General features: G+C 65.5%; 21 protein-coding genes and 1 tRNA gene. 9 read left to right on the forward strand and 13 right to left on the reverse strand.

The annotated features are described in order from the left end of the window. Positions 1-248: 248 nt before the first annotated feature. From C8J45_RS06715 to lepA, 4 genes are all read right to left on the reverse strand, one after another. Positions 249-2,543, reverse strand: a complete 2,295-nt coding sequence (locus C8J45_RS06715) for a TonB-dependent receptor (RefSeq protein ID WP_107962632.1) — start codon at positions 2,541-2,543, stop codon at positions 249-251. Between the two features lie 212 nt (positions 2,544-2,755). After that, on the reverse strand, positions 2,756-3,103 hold the full coding sequence (locus C8J45_RS06720) for a type II toxin-antitoxin system RelE/ParE family toxin (RefSeq protein WP_374956432.1): 348 nt from the start codon (positions 3,101-3,103) through the stop codon (positions 2,756-2,758). Further along, positions 3,025-3,213, reverse strand: a complete 189-nt coding sequence (locus C8J45_RS19725) for a hypothetical protein (RefSeq protein ID WP_107962497.1) — start codon at positions 3,211-3,213, stop codon at positions 3,025-3,027. Before C8J45_RS19725 ends, C8J45_RS06720 begins: the two co-directional genes overlap by 79 nt. Before the next feature lie 154 nt (positions 3,214-3,367). Next, complete coding sequence (lepA, locus tag C8J45_RS06730; protein ID WP_056049136.1) at positions 3,368-5,188, reverse strand: translation elongation factor 4; 1,821 nt, start codon at positions 5,186-5,188, stop codon at positions 3,368-3,370. A gap of 121 nt (positions 5,189-5,309) precedes the next feature. Here lepA and C8J45_RS06735 point away from each other — a divergent pair. Beyond that, positions 5,310-5,386, forward strand: a tRNA-Pro gene (locus C8J45_RS06735). Between the two features lie 100 nt (positions 5,387-5,486). Here the strand turns inward: C8J45_RS06735 and C8J45_RS06740 are convergent. Both C8J45_RS06740 and C8J45_RS06745 read right to left on the reverse strand, forming a co-directional pair. Further along, a complete protein-coding gene (locus tag C8J45_RS06740; RefSeq protein ID WP_374956429.1) occupies positions 5,487-5,909 on the reverse strand; it encodes a DUF1465 family protein in 423 nt (140 codons plus the stop codon). A gap of 153 nt (positions 5,910-6,062) precedes the next feature. Then, complete coding sequence (locus tag C8J45_RS06745) at positions 6,063-6,224, reverse strand: YdcH family protein (RefSeq protein WP_107962499.1); 162 nt, start codon at positions 6,222-6,224, stop codon at positions 6,063-6,065. Positions 6,225-6,497: 273 nt separating this feature from the next. Here C8J45_RS06745 and C8J45_RS06750 point away from each other — a divergent pair, with 273 nt between their 5' ends. After that, complete coding sequence (locus tag C8J45_RS06750) at positions 6,498-6,653, forward strand: YdcH family protein (RefSeq protein WP_107962500.1); 156 nt, start codon at positions 6,498-6,500, stop codon at positions 6,651-6,653. Between the two features lie 149 nt (positions 6,654-6,802). On the opposite strand, the gene C8J45_RS06755 is transcribed toward C8J45_RS06750, so the two are convergent. The 5 genes from C8J45_RS06755 to C8J45_RS06770 form a co-directional block, all read right to left on the reverse strand. Beyond that, positions 6,803-7,102 carry a PilZ domain-containing protein gene (locus C8J45_RS06755; RefSeq protein WP_258191335.1) on the reverse strand — a complete coding sequence of 100 codons (300 nt, stop codon included), beginning with the start codon at positions 7,100-7,102 and terminating at the stop codon, positions 6,803-6,805. Positions 7,103-7,248: 146 nt separating this feature from the next. Continuing rightward, positions 7,249-7,719, reverse strand: a complete 471-nt coding sequence (gene dksA, locus C8J45_RS06760; protein WP_107962502.1) for an RNA polymerase-binding protein DksA — start codon at positions 7,717-7,719, stop codon at positions 7,249-7,251. A 671-nt stretch (positions 7,720-8,390) separates the two neighbouring features. Next, positions 8,391-8,690, reverse strand: a complete 300-nt coding sequence (locus tag C8J45_RS19100; RefSeq protein ID WP_181321134.1) for a hypothetical protein — start codon at positions 8,688-8,690, stop codon at positions 8,391-8,393. 78 nt (positions 8,691-8,768) lie between these two features. Further along, positions 8,769-9,050, reverse strand: coding sequence for a hypothetical protein (locus C8J45_RS19105; RefSeq protein ID WP_181321135.1), 282 nt, complete (start codon positions 9,048-9,050; stop codon positions 8,769-8,771). Between the two features lie 102 nt (positions 9,051-9,152). After that, positions 9,153-9,593, reverse strand: coding sequence for a host attachment family protein (locus C8J45_RS06770; protein ID WP_107962504.1), 441 nt, complete (start codon positions 9,591-9,593; stop codon positions 9,153-9,155). Between the two features lie 145 nt (positions 9,594-9,738). Between C8J45_RS06770 and serS the strand changes: the two genes are divergently transcribed. From serS to C8J45_RS06795, 5 genes are all read left to right on the forward strand, one after another. Continuing rightward, entirely contained in the window at positions 9,739-11,016 is a 1,278-nt protein-coding gene (gene serS, locus C8J45_RS06775) for a serine--tRNA ligase (protein WP_107962505.1), read from the forward strand. Beyond that, the gene (surE, locus tag C8J45_RS06780) at positions 11,016-11,780 is read left to right on the forward strand and encodes a 5'/3'-nucleotidase SurE (protein ID WP_107962506.1); all 765 of its coding nucleotides are present in this window, start codon (positions 11,016-11,018) and stop codon (positions 11,778-11,780) included. The genes serS and surE overlap by 1 nt, the downstream gene beginning before the upstream one ends. Beyond that, the gene (locus C8J45_RS06785) at positions 11,780-12,925 is read left to right on the forward strand and encodes a M23 family metallopeptidase (protein WP_107962507.1); all 1,146 of its coding nucleotides are present in this window, start codon (positions 11,780-11,782) and stop codon (positions 12,923-12,925) included. The genes surE and C8J45_RS06785 overlap by 1 nt, the downstream gene beginning before the upstream one ends. A gap of 128 nt (positions 12,926-13,053) precedes the next feature. Continuing rightward, complete coding sequence (tyrS, locus tag C8J45_RS06790; protein WP_107962508.1) at positions 13,054-14,277, forward strand: tyrosine--tRNA ligase; 1,224 nt, start codon at positions 13,054-13,056, stop codon at positions 14,275-14,277. A 165-nt stretch (positions 14,278-14,442) separates the two neighbouring features. Next, positions 14,443-14,703: a PilZ domain-containing protein gene (locus C8J45_RS06795; protein WP_258191336.1), complete on the forward strand. Its 261-nt coding sequence runs from the start codon at positions 14,443-14,445 to the stop codon at positions 14,701-14,703. Between the two features lie 4 nt (positions 14,704-14,707). On the opposite strand, the gene C8J45_RS06800 is transcribed toward C8J45_RS06795, so the two are convergent. Together C8J45_RS06800 and recG are read right to left on the reverse strand one after the other, a co-directional pair. Further along, a complete protein-coding gene (locus C8J45_RS06800) occupies positions 14,708-15,148 on the reverse strand; it encodes a DMT family transporter (protein WP_107962509.1) in 441 nt (146 codons plus the stop codon). A gap of 31 nt (positions 15,149-15,179) precedes the next feature. Then, positions 15,180-17,231 (reverse strand): ATP-dependent DNA helicase RecG, encoded by a 2,052-nt coding sequence (gene recG, locus C8J45_RS06805; protein ID WP_107962510.1) that lies wholly within the window; start codon positions 17,229-17,231, stop codon positions 15,180-15,182. Positions 17,232-17,304: 73 nt separating this feature from the next. Between recG and C8J45_RS06810 the strand changes: the two genes are divergently transcribed. Next, positions 17,305-17,571, forward strand: a complete 267-nt coding sequence (locus C8J45_RS06810) for a succinate dehydrogenase assembly factor 2 (protein WP_107962511.1) — start codon at positions 17,305-17,307, stop codon at positions 17,569-17,571. A gap of 118 nt (positions 17,572-17,689) precedes the next feature. After that, on the forward strand, positions 17,690-21,160 hold the full coding sequence (gene mfd, locus C8J45_RS06815) for a transcription-repair coupling factor (RefSeq protein ID WP_107962512.1): 3,471 nt from the start codon (positions 17,690-17,692) through the stop codon (positions 21,158-21,160). Positions 21,161-21,183 lie beyond the last annotated feature (23 nt).

The following is a 21,183-nucleotide window of genomic DNA, read 5'->3' on the forward strand; positions in this document are numbered from 1 at the left end:
GAGGAGGGTATCAACCGGCGGAAGGAAAACGGCAAATTGCTATTTCACGTCGCTACAGCGCGTTACCGGGGGACGCTGCTGAAAAATGCGTCACGCGTGGTTTAGGGATGCGCCCGTCATCTTTCCGCATCCCCTCCCGCATGCGGGAGGGGGCCAAGGGGTGGGCGTCCGGCCCGGACGCACGCTGCGCTTGGCGATAGCGCGAGCCCACCCCAAACCCTTCCCGCCTGCGGGAAGGGGGAGTCGGATCAGCGGAACTTGCCGCTGAGCGATACGCCGATGATCCGCGGTTCGTTGAACACCGCCGCCATGTAGTTCTCGATCACGCCCTTGAGGTTCTTCTCGCCGGTGATGTTGCGCGCGAACACGGCGAACTCATACGCATCGTCCGGCGCGGCGTAACCGATCTTCAGGCCGCCCTCGAAGTTGCCGTTCGCGGTGAACTCCTTGGTCTTGTACAGCACGAACTGCGTGTAGCCCTGGATGTTGAAGTCGCCCGCGATGAACGCGCGACCGCCATTGCCGAGCGGCTGGTCGTAGCGCGCGGTGAGATCGACGTTATACTCCGGTGCGTTCGGCAGCGGCTCGCCGTCGATCTTGACCAGATAGGTCGTCCCGAACGCGCCGGGCACTGCGCGGGGCACGCGCGACGGCGTGCAGACCACGACGTTGTTGAGCGCGCAGACCTGCACCTCGGTCGTCTTGTCGCGGATAGCGCTATGCAACAGGCTCAGGCCCGCACCCAGGGTAAGGTTCGGGACCGGCTTCCAATTGGCCTCGGCTTCCATGCCGTACGCCTCGGCCTTGTTGCCGTTGAACAGGATGCCGTTGCCGTTGAGGTCGTTGCCGTTGAGCTGGATGTCGTTGACGCGGTAGCCGAACACCGTCGCGTTGAGGCTCAGCGTGTTGTCGAGCAGACGCGTCTTGATCCCCGTCTCCCACGACAGGATCGTCTCCGAGTTCGCGGTCGAGAAGTCGGAGTTGAACACCGCCGAACGCCCCTGGATCGTCGGTCCGCGGAAGCCTTGGGCGATGCGCGAATACAGGCTGATATCGGGGCTCGCCTGGTACAGGATGCTCGCATCCCAGCTCGGTTTGGTCGACTTGAGCGTCACGTCGCGACGACCGCGATACGTTACGGCACTATTGGCCTGGTCCGCCGTCTTCAGCAGTTCGGTACGCTTCTTATCTTCGGTGATCCGGCCGCCAAGCGTCACGGTCAGCTTGTCCATCAGCTCATAGCTGATCTGACCAAAGCCCGCCCATGAGGTGTTCACGTCGTGCAGCCGCACCCAGTTGTTCGGGTTGCGCGCCGTGCCCGTCAGGAAAAACGCGCGTTGGTAGAAATCGGTGATGTCACGATTGTCGAAATACAGGCCACCGATCTGCCAGTTGAACCGCCCGCCGGGGGTGCCGGCGACGCGCAGTTCTTGCGACCACTGATCGAGATCGCGGATCTGGCCCTGCGACTGACCAAAGCCGTTGGCGACACCGCGGACTGGGAAGTTCGCAGCCGCACCGCCGTCGGTATCGCCGCGGCTGAAGCCCGACGTCGTCTCGTACGCGGTGATCGAGGTCAGCGTGGCCGGACCGAAGTCGTAGGACGCGCGGGCTGAACCGCCATAGGTGTTGTAGCTCTGCGGGTTGTCGTTCCCCTCGTCGAGCGACACGGTGTTGCGCGGCTCGGCAGACGCATCGTTCGAGCCCTTCTTCAGCGCGCCGCGGTGGAACAGCGTCGAGGTGCCGTCATACCAGCGAGCATGACCCGACAGGTCCAGCGTAAAGCGCTCGCCCGGCGTCAGCGCGAGCTGCACGCGGACGTTGCGATCGTCGAACCCGCCCATCGCGTCCTTGCGCGGCGTCGCGGTATTGTCGGCACTGACGCCGGCAAAGGCGTTGTCGACGTAGTTCTCGCGGTGCTGGATCAACGTCGACAAGCGGATCGACAACAGGTCCTTGATCAGCGGACCGCCGACACCGGCGTCCAGGCTGACGCTGTTGTACGAGCCGACCGAGACCGAGGCGCGGCTCTCGAAATCGTTGGTCGGCTTGTTGGTGTCGAACTTGATGATGCCCGCGGTGGTGTTGCGGCCGAACAGCGAGCCCTGCGGACCGCGCAGCACTTCGACCTGGCGGACGTCGTAGACCGGGTTCGACTTCAGCACGACATGCTCGAGGATCACGTCGTCCTGGATGATCGTGACCGGCTGCGAGGCGCCGAGGTAGAAATCGATGTTGCCGAGACCGCGAATGTAGAAGCGCGGGAAGATGCGGCCGGTGGTCGATTCGACGTATAGGCCGGGAACGCGACCCGACAGCGCGAGCAGCGTGTCGTCGCCGCCGGCGGTGTACGCGCGCAGGGCGTCGCCCGACGCGACGCCGACCGAGAGCGGCACCTTCTGGAGGTTCTCGGAGCGGCGCTCTGCGGTGACGACGATATCGCCGAGACCTTCCGCGGGAGCAGCCTGCTCCTGGACGGGCGCCGCATCCTGCGCGAACGCCGCCGAACCAGCCAGCACCGAACCACACGCGACGCCGAGCATCAGCGCCGACTTAACGACCGAAATCTTCACGATGATATTCCCCAATAGTGCGGCGGCGTCCCTGACGACCGGCCGCACATCCCAATACGCAACGCCGCTATGCGCCATCGACCGCCCTCCCCGGGCGGCCCGACGACGCCTCGCGACGCTCACTCCCCGGCTCGGCGGTTAGGCGGGGATTGTGTTAGGATGATGACAGTTGGTGGAGCAGATTACGGGTAATTTTGGCGCGCATGTACGACGTTGACGATCTCGATCGTGCCCGACACAACTCGATAGATGAGAAGGTAGTTGGGGTGCACGACAGCCTCGCGCGTACCGTCGGCCCTGCCGGGTCGGTACATGAATGGGTGATCGGCAAGACGGTCAGCGCATGCCGCGATCGATGTCGAAAGGCGCTCGGCTGCGTCCCTATTCCGATCGGCGATGTAATCGAGAATCGTGGTGGCATCCTCGACCGCTTTAGGGCGCCATATCAGCTTCAGCGATCTCCGCCTGATCGATCGGTAGACGCCAAGACTGATCTCATCGCGGCGACGGCATCTTCGTGTGCAATTGATGGACGAGGATCTGCCAGCGACTGCGCGACCTTTTCGCGTAGCCAACGATCATAAGCTTCTGCTGAGATCGAGGACTCGGACTCCAGGGGGCTGGATGAGACTTGCGCCATCACGCAAGCCTACGCCTATCGCTGCCGAATGCAACGTGGCCGCGCCGCGGCAAAGCCGCGTCGTCGGACCACACGACCGAGGGCGAGCTCGGCCGGTCGCCGGCCGGCTTGGCGTAGCCTCGGCTATGCCGCGGCGCCGCTTAGCCTTGGGCGCCTACGCGTCGTCGCCCATTCTCAGCGCGGCAATGAACGCCTCCTGCGGGATGCTGACCGAGCCGTATTCGCGCATCTTCAGCTTGCCCTTCTTCTGCTTCTCCAGAAGCTTCTTCTTGCGGCTCGCGTCGCCACCGTAACACTTCGCGGTCACGTCCTTGCGCATCGCGCTGATCGTCTCGCGCGCGATCACCTTGCCGCCGATCGCCGCCTGGATCGGGATCTTGAACAGGTGGCGCGGAATCAGTTCCTTCAAGCGCTCGACCATGCCCCGGCCGCGCACTTCGGCGGTGCCGCGGTGGACGATCATGCTGAGCGCGTCGACCGGCTCCTCGTTGACGAGGATGCCCATCTTGACGAGGTCGCCCTCGCGGTAGCCGATCTGGTGATAGTCGAAGCTGGCATAGCCCTTCGACATCGATTTCAGCCGATCGTAGAAGTCGAACACGACCTCGTTCAGCGGCAGTTCGTAGGTCGCTTGAGCACGGCCGCCGACATAGGTGAGGTTCTTCTGGATGCCGCGGCGGTCCTGGCAAAGCTTCAGGACGCTGCCGAGATACTCGTCGGGGACGTAGATCGTCGCCTCGATCCACGGCTCGCTGATTGTCGCGATCTTGTTCGGCTCGGGCATGTCAGCGGGGTTGTGCAGCTCGATATGCGTCGTGCCGGACGGATCGGGATGAGTCAGCTCGATCTCATAGACGACGGAAGGCGCGGTGGTGATCAGGTCCAGATCATATTCGCGCGTCAGCCGCTCCTGGATGATCTCCAGATGCAGCAGCCCGAGGAACCCGCAGCGGAAGCCGAAGCCCAGTGCGGCGGACGTCTCCATCTCGAACGAGAAGCTCGCATCGTTCAGCCGCAGCTTGGAGATACTCTCGCGCAGCTTCTCGAACTCGGCGGCATCGACCGGGAACATCCCGCAGAACACGACCGGCTGGACTTCCTTGAAGCCCGCGAGCGCTTCGAGCGCAGGCCGCTTCGCATCGGTGATCGTGTCGCCAACGCGCGTCTGCGCGACCTCTTTGATCTGCGCGGTGATGAAGCCCATCTCGCCGGTGCCGAGCTCGGTCAGCTGCTCGATCTTCGGACGGAAACAGCCGACCCGGTCAACCAGATGCATCGTGCCAGTCTGCATGAACTTGATCTGCTGGCCCTTTTTCAGGACGCCGTCGATCACGCGTACCAGGATGACGACGCCGAGATACGGGTCGTACCAGCTGTCGACCAGCATCGCCTTCAGCGGCGCCTCCGGGTCGCCGCTGGGCGGCGGGATCTTGGTGACGATCGCCTCGAGGATCTCGACGATGCCGATCCCGGACTTCGCCGACGCGAGCACCGCTTCGGATGCGTCGATGCCGATCACGTCCTCGATTTCCTTGCGCACCTTCTCGGGTTCGGCAGCGGGAAGATCGATCTTGTTGATCACCGGCACGATCTCGTGATCGTGCTCGATCGACTGATACACGTTGGCGAGCGTCTGCGCCTCGACGCCCTGCGCGGCATCAACCACCAGCAACGCACCTTCGCACGCTGCCAGGCTGCGGCTCACTTCATAGGCGAAGTCGACATGCCCCGGCGTGTCCATCAAGTTGAGGACGTAATCGAGGCCGTCCTTCGCGTGATACGCAAGGCGCACGGTCTGCGCCTTGATCGTGATCCCGCGCTCCTTCTCGATGTCCATGTTGTCGAGCACCTGCTCGGACATTTCGCGCGCGGTGAGGCCGCCAGTTTCCTGGATCAGCCGATCGGCGAGCGTCGACTTGCCGTGGTCGATATGGGCGATGATGGAAAAATTGCGGATGCGGTCGAGCGGAGTCATGCCGCGCTCCTAGCAGCGACACCGCGCGGGCGATAGACGGCCGCGACACCGGATCGACTTGGGCGATATTTGTCTTGAACGTTCGGGATGTCGCGGCTAGGGCGCTCACCGGCAATGTTGTCGGGGCGTGGCGCAGTCTGGTAGCGCACTGGTCTCGGGGTCCAGGGGTCGTAGGTTCGAATCCTATCGCCCCGACCATTGCCGATTTCACGAATTCTTACCGTGTTTTCCCCGAATTTGAGATGAGGCGATCGGCTCCCCGATCGCAGCTTCGCCTGGCAGCGCGATTACGCGTCGGCTAGAATGCGCCGGCAATCCGCCTCTGCAGCGATAAAGCCGGGCTGGCGATCGTCTCCGGCATGCCCTGCGCAGTATCCAGTAACGCTACTCGGCGATGGAGGTCGGCGCTCGACTCGATCAGCCCGCGCGCGCGCGCCGGCAGCAGATCAAGCAGGATGTCGTCGGTGACCGGTGCGTCGCCCAGTCGCCGCATCGGATCGAGCGCGTCGGATGCGCGAAGCTCGCCGGTCTGGACCGCGCGCTGGGTCAGCAACCATGCGATGATGTGCATCAGCCGGGTCGTCACCTTCAACGATTCGCAGCTGAAACTCACGCGGATCAACGGATCGAGCGCCTCGCGCTCCATCCTCCCCACCTCGTCGAAATACGCGCGAGCCTCGTCGGCCAGCAACATCGCCTCGCTGTAAAGCGTGTCGGTCAAGCGGCGCTGCATCCGCAATTCGTGTCCGGCCTGGGTCATCGATCGACCAGATGCCATACCGTTTTATGCTCGCCCAGTAGGGTAAACACGCTGGTAACCACGATCTGTCCCGAAACGGGCAAATCGATCGAATTTCGTGCTAATCCAGCGAGTTCAAGCGATGATGTCCGGGATCAGCAGGTCCTCCAGCGACGCGATCTCGTCGCGCAGGCGAAGTTTGCGCTTCTTGAGGCGTGCCATCAGCAACTGGTCGTGCGTCGGCATCATCGCGAGCGCGGCGATCGCGTCATCGAGATCGCGATGCTCGATCCGCATCCCGTCCAGTCGAACTCTGGTTTGTGCGTCTTCCACTCGTCCCCCGGTTCAAGCCGCCGTATTCGGCGTCCTTAGCAAATGCGGCGCGGTGCGCGAGCAAGAAACCGACACACGAACCTGCCGAGGGCCGGTCCGCGTGCGTCCGGCGGGAACACCATCGGTCCGTCGCGCCAAATCGCTCATTCAATCGATTTGGTCGGTTTCCGATGAAGACATTTTCGTGACGGAGTGGTTTACTCAGTCCCCCAACCCGAATGCAGGAGGTATCCCACCGTGCAGACGACGCATCAGACAGCTCTGGAAACCAAGCACGCCGTGCTCGATCGGCGGATCGCCGACGAGACTCACCGGCCCATGCCCGATGCGACCATTCTCGCCGGGCTGAAGAAACAGAAGCTGCGACTGAAAGAAGAGATCGTCAGCCTGTAACGACGGCGTACCGCTCCCCGGATCCAGTCCGGGGGGCCACTGCCTGTCGGTGGCAGCCCTACCCACTTCGCCCTGCCTCGATGTATTCCAGCGCTCCGCCTTCGCTCCGAGCGAGGCGATACGATGCGACAGTTCAGAAAATTACCGGCCTAAGCGCCACTTACCGGTTTGCGCGCCAGTTTCGGATTGATTGGCGAATCGAGCGCGATGCCGATCCTGCCCGCGGTGCACCAGGCCACCTTGCCCGTCACATCACCGATACCGCGCAGTTCGAGCGCCACCGGCGTGCCGACCTCGGCTACCTTCGCCAGTTCGACCATGAGCCCGCCCTCGGACAGGTTCCTCACCCGCACCTCGCGAAGACGCGTTTCGCTACCCAGGCGCATCAGCGCGGTGAGGAACAGGCTGTCGCGCGTTCCCGCCCGCTTGCTCGGCGCGTCCTCGGTCACTGTACCGCCCCGTCCGATTGCATCGAAACTGATCGTCGCATGATTGGCGCCTATCCACGACCCTGAGGCACAGCCCTTCGCTGCACCACGCCGGCCGTTCGTCCAGTCCATAGCCTGGAAAGCCGGCGCCTGAACAGCGCCCGACGTCAGTCCTCGCGCGAGACCTTTTCGTTACGCTCGTGGCGTTCCTGCGCCTCGACCGTCATGGTCGCGATCGGCCGCGCCTCCAGCCGTGCCAAGCTGATCGGCTCGCCGGTCACTTCGCAATAGCCGTATTCACCCTCGTCGATCCGGCGAATCGCCGCTTCGATCTTCGACACCAGCTTGCGTTGACGATCACGGGTGCGCAGTTCGATCGACCAGTCGGTCTCGCTCGACGCGCGATCGGTCAGATCGGCCTCGCGCAAGGAGTCCATCTGCAACTGCGACAGTGTTTCCAGCGACTCCCGCAGGATCGCTTCCTTCCAGGCCTGAAGCTTGCGCCGGAAATACGCCTGCTGCCTCAAGCTCATAAAGGGTTCGTCGGCATCGGGCCGATAGCCTTCGTCGTCGCTGTCGTTAGCGGCGTTTCGATTGGTAGTCCCGGTATCGTCCATACGATTCATTACGGTCGCCATACCACTCTCCCTCTGGCTCCGTCGTATCAGCCTCGCTGATTTCCGGGAGCCGCCCCCAAATGGTGAATGCGCCTATAGTCACACGCGATGGCAACCACAAGCGACAGGACTTGCGCATTCGATTGCGGATCTGACATTTAGTTGCGGGGAGCGCTGAAACGATTTCGCGGGCTTCGACCGAACCGGATTCGTCGACTGGTCCGGCCTCAGCCAACATTGTGTCCCAGCCCGGCACGTTAAGGCTAACCCGACTGCCCGCGGCTCGGTAAATCGTCTTTTAACCATGCCGAATGTGGTTAACACACTTGCACTTAACGGTTTGTTTTGCAGTTAGTCGGATAGCGGTAATCCAATGCTGCAGACGGGGATCCGGCAACACGAGGGTGCCGGCAACGAGAAAGAAACGATATGTCGGTGCGGATGGCCTTGGCCAAATTGTGCGCGTGCGCATGCGGGGGTGCCCTGATCGGTGGTGGCGCCGTGCATGTCGCCGAACGCCCGGCGCGAACCGCGAACGCCAAGCGCGTTCTCGTCAAGCGAATCGCCCGTCCCCAGATCGCCGCCGTATCGCGACCACGCGTCCGCCGGGTCACCACGACCACGCGGACGACCTGCGCGCCGACCGTCGTGACCGTCGCCAATGCGGCACCGCCGGTGCCGGTCGGTGACGGCTATCTCGGTGGCGGCGGCGCCGGTCCGTTCGGCGGCAGTAGCGGTGGCGGCGTTCCCGTCGTGGTCGGCGGCAGCGGCGGCTTCTTCGGAGGCGGTTTCGGCGGGGGCTTTGGTGGTGGCTTCGGCGGCAGCGGCGGCTCGGGCGGCAGCGTCGTGATCTCGTCAACGTCGAGCGGTGGATCGACCTCGACCGGTGGGTCGTCGACCAGCACCGGCGGGTCATCGACCAGCGCGGGTGGCTCCTCCACGAGCACGGGCGGCGCCGAGATATCGAGCACGTCATCGTCGAGTGGGAACATATCGTCCGCGTCAAGCAGTGCGTCATCGGCCTCCTCCGCCTCGTCGGCATCGTCGGCCAGCAGCGGCAGTTCGTCGGGCTATGGATCGAGCAGCAAGGGATGGGGATCGAACGGCGGCTGGAACTCGACCGGCGGCTGGAGCTCCAACGGATCTTCGGGAAGCTCGGCCTCGTCGGGCAGCAGCGCCTCGTCGGCCAGTTCCAGCGGGTCGAGCGCCAGCAGCGCGAGTAGTGCCAGCAGCGCTAGCAGCGCGAGTTCCAGCGGCAGCACGGGATCGAGCGGCGGTCCGCCCGCCCCCGTTCCCGCACCGCCGATGGTGTTGCTGTTCGGTGCGGCGGCGGCGGCGCTGGTCGCACGCAAGCGCTTTGCAAAGCCGAAGGCGATTGCCGCCTAAGCAGTCGAATGCCGTATCGAAAAGGCCCCGCCGGATACCTCCGACGGGGCCTTTTTCGTTTACGCGGTTCAGGCGTTCATGAGCGCCTTCTCGATGTCCTTGATTGGATGCCCGGTCAGGTCCTTGTCGAGCTCGCCCTTGAGTCGGCTGCTCACTTCCTTGTGATAGTGCTTGCGCAGTTCGCCGAGCGTCTTGGGCGGTGCGATGACGATCAGCGAGTCATAGTCGTTCTTCAGCGCGCCGGTTTTCAGGAAGTCGGCCGCGTCGGCGGCGAAGCGGTCTTCCTCGATCTGATGGAAATCGGTCGGCTCCACCGAACTCTGCACGCCGCCCTGTGGCGACGAGGCGCGGCCTGCGGAATCGGTCGCCTGGTCGCGCGTCGCCGGGTTAGCCTGTTCCTGCGCCTTCTCGACGACCAGATTGGGGAATTCGGCGTCGCCCTCGTTGCGCAGGAACAGCATTTTCCGGCCGTCGGCGACGAGCACGACGGAGTTGTGAGGAAGATGCATGCAGGTTTCTCCTTTTCGCTATGCGTATGGTTGAAGAACGCGCCGCGAACGCGAGAGGTTGCGAACCCTCGGTCCTCTCCCGCCAAGGGGGAGGTTTCAGAGGGCCTGCCTTGCGTACGCTCGCGGCCCTCGGCATAGCCCAGCCATGCACGACATACGCCTGATCCGCGACGATCCCGCCGCCTTCGACGCCGCCCTCGCCAAGCGGGGTGTCGCACCGCAGTCAGCTTCGCTGGTGACGCTCGACGAGCAGCGCCGCGCGACGATCGCGGACTCGCAGACCGCGCAGACCCGCCGCAACGAACTGTCGAAGGCGATCGGCCAAGCCAAGGCACAGAAGGACGAGGCCAAGGCGCAGGCTTTGATGGCTGAAGTCGCGAGCCTGAAGGAGGCGCTGCCCGCTCTGGAAGCCGACGAAGCGCGGCTTGGTAGCGAACTCCAGGCCATGCTTGCCGCGATCCCCAACCTTCCCGCGACCGATGTGCCCGAGGGGGGCGGCGAGGACGACAACGCGCTCGTCCACACGCGTGGCACGCCGACGACCTTTGCTTTCACGGCGCGTGAGCACGACGCGATCGGTCCTGCGATCGGCCTCGACTTCGAGACCGGCGCGGCAATGTCGGGCGCACGCTTCACGCTCGTCCGCGGGCCTGCCGCCAAGCTGCAAAGGGCGCTTGGCCAGTTCATGCTCGATCATGTCGCGAACGCGGGCTTCGAACAGGTCTCGCCGCCATTGCTGGTCCGCGATGAAGCTGTGTTCGGCACCGGCCAGCTGCCGAAGTTCTCGGAGGACCTGTTCCGGACCACCGACGGTCGCTGGCTGATCCCGACCGCGGAGGTGAGCCTTACCAACATCGTCCGCGAACAGATCCTCGCCGAGGCCGAACTGCCGCTGCGCTTCACTGCGCTGACGCCGTGTTTCCGCTCCGAGGCGGGCGCTGCGGGTCGCGACACGCGCGGCTACATCCGCCAGCATCAGTTCGACAAGGTCGAGATGGTCTCGATCGTCACCCCCGACATGTCCGAGGCCGAGCATGAGCGCATGACGGCGTGCGCAGAGGGCGTGCTCGACGCGTTGCAGCTACCGTTCAGGCGGATGCTCCTATGCACCGGCGATATGGGTTTCACCGCGGCACGCACCTACGATCTCGAAGTCTGGCTGCCGGGCCAGGCGCGCTATCGCGAAATCAGCAGCGTCTCGACCTGTACCGACTTCCAGGCGCGGCGGATGAACGCACGCTATCGGCCCGAGGGCGAGAAGGGCACGCGGTTCGTCCACACGCTCAACGGGTCGGCGCTTGCGGTCGGACGGACGCTGGTCGCGGTGCTGGAAAACTACCAGCAGGAGGACGGCTCGGTTGCCGTGCCGGCGGTGCTCCAGCCGTATCTCGGCGGGCTGACCGTCCTGGAGCCCAAGCGCTGATGCGGATCCTGCTTACCAACGACGACGGTTATCATGCGCCTGGGCTCAAGGTGCTGGAGACGATCGCACGTACGCTGTCCAACGACGTCTGGATCGTCGCGCCCGCCGAGGAACAATCGGGCGCAGGGCATTCGCTGACGCTCTCGCGGCCGATCCGCGTGCGGAAGCATGGCGAGAAGCGGTATGCCGTCGCGGGCACGCCGACCGACGCCGTAATGATGGCGCTCGCCAAGATCATGAAGGATTGCCCGCCCGATCTGATCCTGTCGGGCGTCAACCGGGGCGCGAATCTTGCCGAGGACGTGACCTATTCGGGGACCGTCTCGGCGGCGATGGAGGGCGCGCTGGGCGGCATCCGGTCGATCGCGCTGAGCCAGATCTACAGCCGCGAGGGCATGGGTGACAGCGTGCCGTTCGAGGCTGCCGCGGCATGGGGCGAGCGCGTTCTACGGCCACTGATCTACGCACCACTGGCCCCGCGCACGCTGGTCAACGTCAACTTTCCCGCTATCCCCGCCGATGCGGTGAAGGGGGTTCGCGTCGTCGGCCAGGGTTTCCGCGATTATGGCCGGTTGCAGATCGTCAGCAACACCGATCCGCGCGGCTACGAGTATCACTGGTTCGCGCTAGGCCGGACCGTCGAAACGCCAGCGCACGCGACTGACCTGGAGGCCACGGCGGACGGGTATGTATCGGTCACGCCGCTGCACCTCGACCTCACGCATTTCGAGTCGATGGACATGCTGACGCGGGCCTATCGTTGATGCGGCGTGCGGGCGTCCTGGTTCCACTGGCGACGCTCGCGCTGACCGCGTGCATTCCGCACGTCGATCGCCCCGCCGGCTACGGTAACCCGCCACAGCGTCCGTACCGTTCCCCGCCCCGCCGCGACGATCCGCCCCGCCCACGTGAGAATATGCCGCGAGAGGTTACGCCGCGAGACGACAGGCCGCCGCAGGACATTCCCGGACGCGATACCGGCGAGGTCACGACCCTGCCCGCCCCGCGCCCCGCCTGGGAGGCACGCCCCGTCAGCGCCGATGCGAAGACGATTCCCGACACGACCTATGTCGTCCGGCCCGGCGATACGCTGAGCCGCGTGGTCGATCGCAGCGGTGCGAGCCTCGAAGCGATCGCGCGCGCGAACGACCTCGAATCGCCCTATTCGATCCGCACTGGCCATCGTTTGCAGATCCCCGGCGGCCGCTATCACCAGGTCCGCCGCGGCGAGACGGGCATCGCGATCGCCCGCGCTTACGGCGTCGAATGGTCGCGGATCGTGGCTGCCAACGCGCTCGTCGAACCCTACGTGCTGCGCGCCGACCAGCGTATCCAGATTCCTGGCGAGCCTAGCGGCGGCACTTCGAGCGCATCGGAACGCGCGCGCGCCTTCACGCTCGACATCGACGACATCCTCACCGGCGGCGAACCGGCGCTCGCCAGCAATCAGGCGCCTGCACGACCGATCGCGACACCGCGCCGCGTGCTGCCGTCGAACGCCGTCGTCACCGCACCCGCGCGTCTCGCGAGCGGCGGGTTCCTCTGGCCGGTCGACGGCAAGGTCGTGAAACGATTCGGCCACGGCGCCAGTGGCGAACGTAACGACGGCATCAAGATCGCCGTACCGGTCTCGACGCCGATCCATGCGGCCGCGGACGGCGTCGTCGCGTATGTCGGCGACGGCATCGCTGCGCTCGGCGGGCTGGTCATCATCAAGCACGGCGGCGGCTGGACGAGCGTCTACGGCCACGCGTCGAAGCTGCTCGTGCAACGCGGGCAGAGCGTCAAGCGGGGCCAGACGATCGCGCTGTCGGGCGATACGGGATTCGCGGACCGCCCCGAACTGCACTTCGAACTGCGTAAAGGGCGGACGCCGGTGGATCCAACGTCGCAATTGCCTCGAACCTAGCCGCGCAAACAAAACCGTCATCCCAGCGAAAGCTGGGATATTGCCGTTCGAGCCGCAGCACCCGCCCCATAAAGATCCCAGCTTTCGCTGGGATGACGCCGGTGGGAGCGCATGCTAGTCGCCCTCCCATGACCTACCAGTCCGACCTGCTCACCACGCTGACTTCGCGCGGCTATGTCCACCAGATGACCGATGCCGCCGCGCTCGATGCGCTCGCTGGCAAACAGGTCGTGCCCGGCTATATCGGCTTCGACCCGACCGCGCCGTCACTCCACGTCGGCAGCCTCGTCCAGATCATGCTGCTCCGCCGGCTCCAGCAGACCGGGCACAAGCCGATCGTCCTGATGGGCGGCGGCACCGGCAAGATCGGTGATCCGAGCTTCAAGGACGAAGCGCGCAAGCTGCTCGGCGAAGACGGGATCAAGGCAAATGTCGCCTCGATCCGCCGCATCTTCGAACGCTTCCTGACCTTCGGTGACGGCCCGACCGACGCGGTCATGCTCGACAACGCCGAGTGGCTCGACGCGCTCGAGTACATCCCGTTCCTGCGTGACGTCGGCCAGCATTTCTCGGTCAACCGGATGCTCGCCTTCGATTCGGTCAAGCTCCGCCTCGACCGCGAACAGTCGCTGAGCTTCCTCGAATTCAACTACATGATCCTCCAGGCGTACGACTTCCTCGAACTGTCGCGCCGCGCCGACTGCCGGTTGCAGATGGGCGGCTCGGATCAGTGGGGCAACATCGTCAACGGCATCGAACTCGCGCGTCGGATGGACTCGACCGAGGTCTACGGCGTCACCACCCCGCTGATCACCACCGCGGATGGCGGCAAGATGGGTAAGACGATGTCGGGCGCGGTGTGGCTGCACGAGGACCAGCTGCCGCACTTCGATTACTGGCAGTTCTGGCGCAACACCGACGATCGCGACGTCGGTCGCTTCCTGAAGCTGTTCACCGACCTCCCGCTCGACGAGATCGCACGCCTCGAGGCGCTCGAAGGCGCGGAGATCAATGCCGCCAAGATCGTGCTCGCGAACGAAGCGACCGCGATGTGCCGCGGTCGCGATGCTGCCGAACAGGCTGCCGAGACTGCGCGGAAGACTTTCGAGGAAGGCGCGTCGGGCGACTCGCTGCCGAGCTTTGCGGTGAGCTGCGGCACGATCGGCATCGTCGAGGCGCTCGTCGGATTGGGCTTCGTAGCGTCGAACGGCGAGGCCCGCAGAAAGATCGCGGAGGGCGCGGTTCGCGTCGATGGAGAGGCCGTCCGCGAAACGACGGCAACCATCGACATCGGCTCGCCCGTTCGCCTCAGCCTCGGCAAAAAACGACACGGGATGCTAACCCCTTCGTAATAGACGCATTCTCATTTCGAAGAACGCCGCGTTAAGCATGACCGTTCGCACCCGGTTCACGCCATCCGTCATAAGTTAACGTTGATGGTCACAACCGGGGAACGATCGATGCCAGGCTCTGCAACGGCCGTTCGCGACGCACGGGGCGCGCCCCGCGACGAGGTAATGCATCGCACAAGAGCGATCGACGCGGCGGGGAACAGCATCAAGCTGGTGCTGGTGAACATGTCGGCGAATGGCCTGATGGCGCGCTGCGAAGGCAATGCCGTTGCGGGCGATGTCTTGCAAATCCATCTGCCGATCCTGGGTAACGTCGACGCGGTGGTACGCTGGTCGCTGGGCGGCCGGATCGGCTGCGAACTTGACCGGACGATCCCGCTTTCCGAGTATTACGGCATGCTGGCGGTGATGACCCGCAACAGCTGACGGATCAGCCGGCGCGGACCAGCACCACGCCACCTATCACCAGCGCAACCCCCGCCAACCGCGCCACGCTGATCGGCTGCTGGCTGAGCCCGAGCAGCCCGAACCGGTCGAGGATTAGCGCTGTGACGAGCTGGCTCGCGACCGCCAGCGTCAGAGCCGATGCGAGGCCCAGCCGAGGCGTGGCATAGGCGAGCGCGGCGACGAAACACGCACCGTACAGGCCGCCCAGCCATGCCCAGCCCGGCGCGCCCTTCAATGCCGCCGGCATCGTCCGATCGGTTGCTGCCCAGACGCCCAACAGCACGATCGTCCCGACCGCGAACGACACCAGCGATCCGAGCCACAGCGAGCCGGACGCCTTGACCAGTGCGGCGTTGGTCGGCGGCTGGATCGCAAGCCCGATACCCGCGAGGAGTACGACGAGAATGGGGAGCAAGGCAGCCATGGCGGGTCCGTGAGCGCTCGCCCCGTACAGGTCAACCCGAGCGGAGCAGCGCCACGCCCGCGTCTCGATCGAACAGGTACAGCGCGGTGCGCGCCGCCTGCCCTCTCGGTCCTTCGAGCCCACCGTCGCGGTCGATCAGCAGGCGCGCGTCGTCGTGCGCGCATTGCAGGAGGTCAGCCATCATGTCGGGCGTTGCCAGACGGAACGCCATCTCGCCAGACTGTTTCGTGCCGAGCAGCTCGCCGGCACCACGAAGGCGGAGATCCTCCTCGGCGATGCGGAAACCATCGTTGGTCTCGCGCATCAGTGCCAAGCGCGCGCGGGAAGTCTCGCTGAGCGACGATCCGCGCATCAACAGGCAGATCGATCGCCCGGTGCCGCGGCCTACCCGCCCGCGGAGCTGGTGGAGCTGGGCGAGACCGAAGCGGTCTGCATGCTCGATCACGATCAGCGTCGCGTTGGGGACGTCGACGCCGACCTCGATCACCGTCGTCGCGACGAGGACGGACGTACGCGCGGCGGAGAACTCGGCCATCACCGCGTCCTTTTCCGCCGGTTTCATGCGGCCGTGAACGAGCGCGACCTTCTCGCCGAAGCGGGCGCGCAGCGTTTCGGCACGCATCTCGGCAGCGGCAAGGTCGCTCTTCTCGCTCTCCTCGACCAGCGGGCATACCCAGTACGCCTGCCCGCCATCCGCCAGATGCCGGCCGAGCGCATTGACCACGTCGTCAAGCCGGTCCTCGGAGATTACCCGCGTCTCGATTGGCTGGCGACCCGGCGGCATCTCGTCGAGGCGGCTGACGTCCATCTCGCCGTATTGCGCCAGCGTCAGCGTGCGCGGGATCGGCGTCGCGGTCATCGCCAGCAGATGCGGCGGCGCGACACCCTTGGCCTGCAACGTCATGCGTTGCGCGACGCCAAAGCGGTGCTGCTCATCGACCACTACCAGCCCCAGATCCTTGTAGCCGACCGCATCCTGGAAGATCGCGTGCGTGCCGACGAGGATGTCGATCTCGCCGTTCGCCAGCGCCATCAGCGTCGCCTCTCGCACGCGGCCCTTGTCGCGACCGGTGAGCACGCCGACCTCGATCGGCAGCCCGGCGAGCGTCTTTCGCAGTGTTTCGTAATGCTGGCGGGCGAGAATTTCGGTAGGCGCGAGCATCGCCGCCTGCGCACCGGCCTCCACGGCGATCAGCATCGCCATCGCCGCGACCAGCGTCTTGCCCGAACCGACATCGCCCTGCAGCAGCCGCAGCATCGGCGCGGTCTGCGCGAGATCGCCCTCGATCTCACCGACCGTCCGCGATTGCGCGCCGGTCAGCGTGTAGGGGAGCTTCAGCAGGTCGCGTAGCCGGCCGTCGCCTTGCAGCGCCCGCCCCCGCCGCTTGCGGGTATCCGCGCGGACGATCGTCATCGCCAGCTGGTTCGCGAACACTTCGTCATACGCCAGCCGCTCGCGCGCCGTCGCGTCCGAAGGGTCGGCATGGATGCGCGCAAGCGACTCATGCCACCCCGGCCATTCGCGTTTCGCCTTCAGGCCCGGCTCGATCCACTCGGGCAGATCCGGCGCGCGCGCGACCGCCTGCGTGGTCAGTGCCGCCAGCCGCCGCGAGGTGAGGCCTTCCGACAGCGGATAGATCGGCTCGCGCTCGCGTAACTCCTCGTCTGGCTCGACGATGTCGGGATGGACGATCTGCAATTCCTGGCCGTATTCATCGAGCCGCCCCGAGATCCGCTTGGCCTCGCCGATCGGCAGCAGCTTCTTCGCCCAGCCCGAACTGCCGCCGAAGAAGACGAGGCTGACGTAATTGCCGTGCTCGTCGGTCGCCTGCACGCGGGTAGGCCCCCGCCCGGCGCTGATCTTGTAGTCGCGCGGAGTCAGCGTGATCGTGATGATCCGCCCGGCATCGCTCGACATCAGCTCGGTGCGTGGCAGGCGATCGACGTAGCCGGTCGGCAGATGGAAGGCGACGTCGACGACGCGCGCGAGCCCGAGCCGGTCGAGCGGCTTGGCGAGCGCGGGCCCCACCCCCTTCAGGACGAGGGTTTCGGCGAACAGCGGATTGAGGATTTCAGGTCGCATGACTATCTGGCCTCTATAGCCTAGCCGACGCCCGCCGCCAGCGGGTCGCCGGCTCTTCGTGTTTGGAGATACGATGGACCACGAGACCCGCCTCAAGCGCCTGGGCTTTCGCAGCTCGCACCGCGGCACGCGCGAAGCCGACATGATGATCGGCGGCTTCTTCGCGACCTATGGCCAGACGTGGACTCCCGAGCAGCTCGACTGGTTCGAGGCGCTCCTGGAGGAACAGGACGTCGACATCATGGGCTGGGCGATCGGCTCGATCGTCTGCCCGCCCGAATGGGACGGCCCGATGATGCAGGCGATGCGCGACATCGATTACGTGACGGTCGTGAAGTAACGCACTCCCTCTCCCCCTTGGGGAGAGGGTCGGGGTGAGGGGTAGCCAAGCAGCGCAGCGCCCGGAACAGCCCCTCACCCAACCCTCTCCCCAAGGGGGAGAGGGCTTTAGGAAGCCAATGCCAGACCTCAAGACGATCCTTTCCGCGACCAGCCCGCTGATCCTCTCGGGCGTGCCGTCCGGCTTCCAGCCGTCGCTGCTCGCCGACCTCGCACGCGCCGCGAAGACCCGCGCGGTGTTCATCGCGCCGGACGATGCGGCGATGCGCGCGGTCGCCTCGACCGCGGCGTATTTCGCGCCCGATCTCGAAGTGCTGAGCTTCCCCGCCTGGGACTGCCTCCCTTACGACCGCGCCTCGCCCACGCTCCGCATCATGGCCGAGCGTGTCGCCGCGCTGCAACGACTCCAGGGCAAGCCCAAGGGTCCGCAACTCCTGCTGACCACCGCCAACGCCGCGACTCAGCGCGTCCTCACCCCGTTCCGCATCCGCCAGCTCGTCGCGCGTCTCGCCCCCGGCGAACGGATCGGTCGCGACAAGCTCGCCATGCTGCTCCAGGCGAACGGCTATGTCCGCACCGACACCGTCCACGATCAGGGCGAATACGCGGTGCGCGGCGGGATCGTCGATCTCTACCCGTCGGGCGAAGACCACGCACTGCGCCTCGATTTCTTCGGCGACGAGATCGAAAGCGTCCGCACGTTCGACGCGGCGGACCAGCGTACCACCGGGCGGATCGACGGCTTCGTCCTGCTCCCCGCCTCCGAAGCGCTGCTCGACGAGGATTCGATCAAACGCTTCCGCACCCGCTACCGCGATGCGTTCGGCGCGACCGCGACTGGCGATCCGATGTACCAGGCGATCTCCGAAGGCCGCCGCATCGCGGGCATGGAGCATTGGCTGCCGCTGTTCGAGGAGAAGATGGCGACGCTGTTCGACCATCTCGGCGCCGACGACGTCGTGGTCCGCGACAACGGCGTCGCCGCGGCGGTGGAAAGCCGGCTCGAATCGATCGCCGACTATTACGAGAACCGCAAGCGCGCCGAGGCGGCCCAGCCTGGCAGCTATCGCCCGATGCCTGCCAAGGCGCTCTATCTTGACGCGCAGGAATGGTCCGGCGGCGTCGAGGCATTCGCCGCGCATATCACATCGCCGTTCCACGAACCGCCGAGCGACACCGTGCTCGACTTCGACGTCGACGGCCCGCGCGATTTCGGCCCCGAGCGTGCCGCGCAGGCGAACATCTACGAAGCCGTCGCGGATCATGTCGAGAAACTACGCAAGCAGGGGCGGAAACCGATCCTCGCGAGCTACTCGATCGGCGCGCGCGAACGCCTGGGGAGCCTGCTCGCCGACCACGGCATGAAAGGCGGCAAGCACGCCGAGACGTGGCAGGACGCGCTCGGCATCGCCGACACCGCGCGCAGCTTCGGCGTCGCGCTGATCGTCCTGCCGCTCGATCACGGCTTCACCGCACCGGGGATCGCGGTCCTCACCGAGCAGGACATGCTTGGCGACCGGCTCGTCCACCGCAAGAAGCGCAAGAAATCCGCCGACGCGTTCCTTGCCGAACTCGCGACGCTGACGCCGGGCGATCTGGTCGTCCACACCGAGCACGGCATCGGTCGGTACGAGGGCCTGACCTCGATTCCCGTGGGCCAAAGCCCGCACGACTGCGTCGCACTGAGCTATGCCGGCGGCGACAAGCTGTACGTGCCGGTCGAGAACATCGACGTCCTCTCGCGCTACGGCTCGTCCGAGGAAGGCGCGACGCTAGACCGGCTCGGCGGCGAGGGCTGGCAGCGTCGCAAGTCGAAGATGAAGGAGCGAATCCGCGAGATCGCCGGCGAACTCATCGCGACCGCCGCCGAACGCGCGCTGCATCCGGGCGACGTGCTCGAACCCGATGCGAGCGGCTATCCGAGCTTCGTCGACCGCTTCCCCTACGAGGAAACCGAGGACCAGGACCGCGCGATCGAGGACGTTCTCGGCGATCTCGCCGCGGGCAAGCCGATGGATCGTCTCGTGGTCGGCGACGTCGGCTTCGGCAAGACCGAAGTCGCGCTGCGGGCGGCGTTCGTCGCGGCGATGGGCGGCAAGCAGGTCGCGATCGTCTGCCCGACGACGTTGCTCGCGCGCCAGCATTACAACAACTTCGTCGCACGGTTCGAAGGCTTCCCGATGAACATGGGCCGGCTGTCGCGCCTCGTCACCGCGAGCGAGGCGAAGGCGACCAAGGAGGGACTGGCGAACGGCACGATCGACGTCGTCATCGGCACCCATGCGCTGCTCGCGAAGAACATCGACTTCAAGCGGCTCGGGCTGGTCGTGGTCGACGAGGAACAGCGGTTCGGCGTGACGCACAAGGAGCGGCTGAAGGCGCTGCGGGCGGACGTCCACATGCTGACGCTGACCGCGACGCCGATCCCGCGCACGCTGCAGATGGCGATGTCGGGCATCCGCGAGCTGTCGGTGATCCAGACCCCGCCGGTCGATCGCCTCGCGGTGCGGACGTACATCATGCCGTTCGACCCGGTCGTGCTGCGCGAGGCGTTGCTGCGCGAGCATTACCGTGGGGGGCAGAGCTTCGTCGTTACGCCGCGCGTCGCGGACTTGCCCGAGATCGAGGATTTCCTGCGCGAACAGGTGCCCGAGATCCGCTTCGTCGTCGCGCACGGCCAGATGTCGCCGACCGAAGTCGAAGAGCGCATGTCCGCGTTCTACGACAAGAAGTTCGAGGTGCTCGTCTCGACCACGATCATCGAGAGCGGGATCGACATCGCGTCGGCCAACACGATGATCGTCCACCGCGCCGACCGCTTCGGCCTCGCCCAGTTGTATCAGCTGCGCGGGCGTGTCGGACGGTCGAAGACGCGCGCCTACGCGTATCTGGTGACGCCGCCCGAGCGGCAGATGACGGTGACGGCGGAGAAGCGGCTGAAGGTGCTGTCCGATCTCGATTCGCTGGGGGCCGGCTTCCAGCTTGCCAGCCACGATCTGGATATCCGCGGCGCGGGCAACATGCTCGGCGACGAGCAGACCGGGCATATCAAGGAGGTCGGGTTCGAACTGTACCAGGCGATGCTGGAGGAAGCGATCATGGACGCCAAGGCCGGCGGCATGACCTCGTCGCGGCCGCGCGATTTCTCGCCGCAGATCACGGTCGACGCGCCGATCCTCATCCCCGAGGACTACGTGCCCGATCTCGACCTGCGGATGGGGCTGTATCGTCGCCTCAACGATCTCGACGAGAGCCAGGAGATCGAGGCGTTCGCGGCCGAGATGATCGATCGCTTCGGCCCGCTGCCGGATGCGACCGAGAATTTGATCAAGGTCATCGAGATCAAGCTGAACGCCAAGCGCGCGTGCGTGTCGAAGATCGACGTCGGGCCGAAGGGCGTGCTGGTGTCGTTCCACGACGACAAGCCGCCGAACATCGACAAGCTGCTGGCGTATGTGGGGCGGCTGAACGGCGTCGCGCGGTTGCGGCCGGACAGCAAGCTGGTGTTGCAACGGGCTTGGGGCGATCCGAAGGCTCGGCTGCATGGTGCGCTACAGCTGTCGAAGGGGTTGGCGAAAGCTGCGGGGTAAGTTCTTCTTAGCCCTCTCCCCTC

This window comes from Sphingomonas sp. PP-CE-3G-477 (assembly GCF_003050745.1).
Classification (GTDB): domain Bacteria; phylum Pseudomonadota; class Alphaproteobacteria; order Sphingomonadales; family Sphingomonadaceae; genus Sphingomonas.

Coding starts and splice junctions, on each gene's coding strand:
- C8J45_RS06715 (WP_107962632.1), bottom strand. CDS start 2,543: ATGCTCGGCGTCGCGTGTGGTTCGGTGCTGGCTGGTTCGGCGGCGTTC.
- C8J45_RS19725 (WP_107962497.1), bottom strand. CDS start 3,213: ATGGCGCAAGTCTCATCCAGCCCCCTGGAGTCCGAGTCCTCGATCTCA.
- lepA (WP_056049136.1), bottom strand. CDS start 5,188: ATGACTCCGCTCGACCGCATCCGCAATTTTTCCATCATCGCCCATATC.
- C8J45_RS06745 (WP_107962499.1), bottom strand. CDS start 6,224: ATGCGGATCGAGCATCGCGATCTCGATGACGCGATCGCCGCGCTCGCG.
- dksA (WP_107962502.1), bottom strand. CDS start 7,719: ATGGCGACCGTAATGAATCGTATGGACGATACCGGGACTACCAATCGA.
- C8J45_RS19100 (WP_181321134.1), bottom strand. CDS start 8,690: ATGTTCCCACTCGACGATGACGTGCTCGATATCTCGGCGCCGCCCGTG.
- C8J45_RS06770 (WP_107962504.1), bottom strand. CDS start 9,593: ATGCATCTTCCTCACAACTCCGTCGTGCTCGTCGCCGACGGCCGGAAA.
- serS (WP_107962505.1), top strand. CDS start 9,739: ATGCACGACATACGCCTGATCCGCGACGATCCCGCCGCCTTCGACGCC.
- surE (WP_107962506.1), top strand. CDS start 11,016: ATGCGGATCCTGCTTACCAACGACGACGGTTATCATGCGCCTGGGCTC.
- C8J45_RS06785 (WP_107962507.1), top strand. CDS start 11,780: ATGCGGCGTGCGGGCGTCCTGGTTCCACTGGCGACGCTCGCGCTGACC.
- tyrS (WP_107962508.1), top strand. CDS start 13,054: ATGACCTACCAGTCCGACCTGCTCACCACGCTGACTTCGCGCGGCTAT.
- C8J45_RS06795 (WP_258191336.1), top strand. CDS start 14,443: ATGCATCGCACAAGAGCGATCGACGCGGCGGGGAACAGCATCAAGCTG.
- C8J45_RS06800 (WP_107962509.1), bottom strand. CDS start 15,148: ATGGCTGCCTTGCTCCCCATTCTCGTCGTACTCCTCGCGGGTATCGGG.
- recG (WP_107962510.1), bottom strand. CDS start 17,231: ATGCGACCTGAAATCCTCAATCCGCTGTTCGCCGAAACCCTCGTCCTG.
- C8J45_RS06810 (WP_107962511.1), top strand. CDS start 17,305: ATGGACCACGAGACCCGCCTCAAGCGCCTGGGCTTTCGCAGCTCGCAC.
- mfd (WP_107962512.1), top strand. CDS start 17,690: ATGCCAGACCTCAAGACGATCCTTTCCGCGACCAGCCCGCTGATCCTC.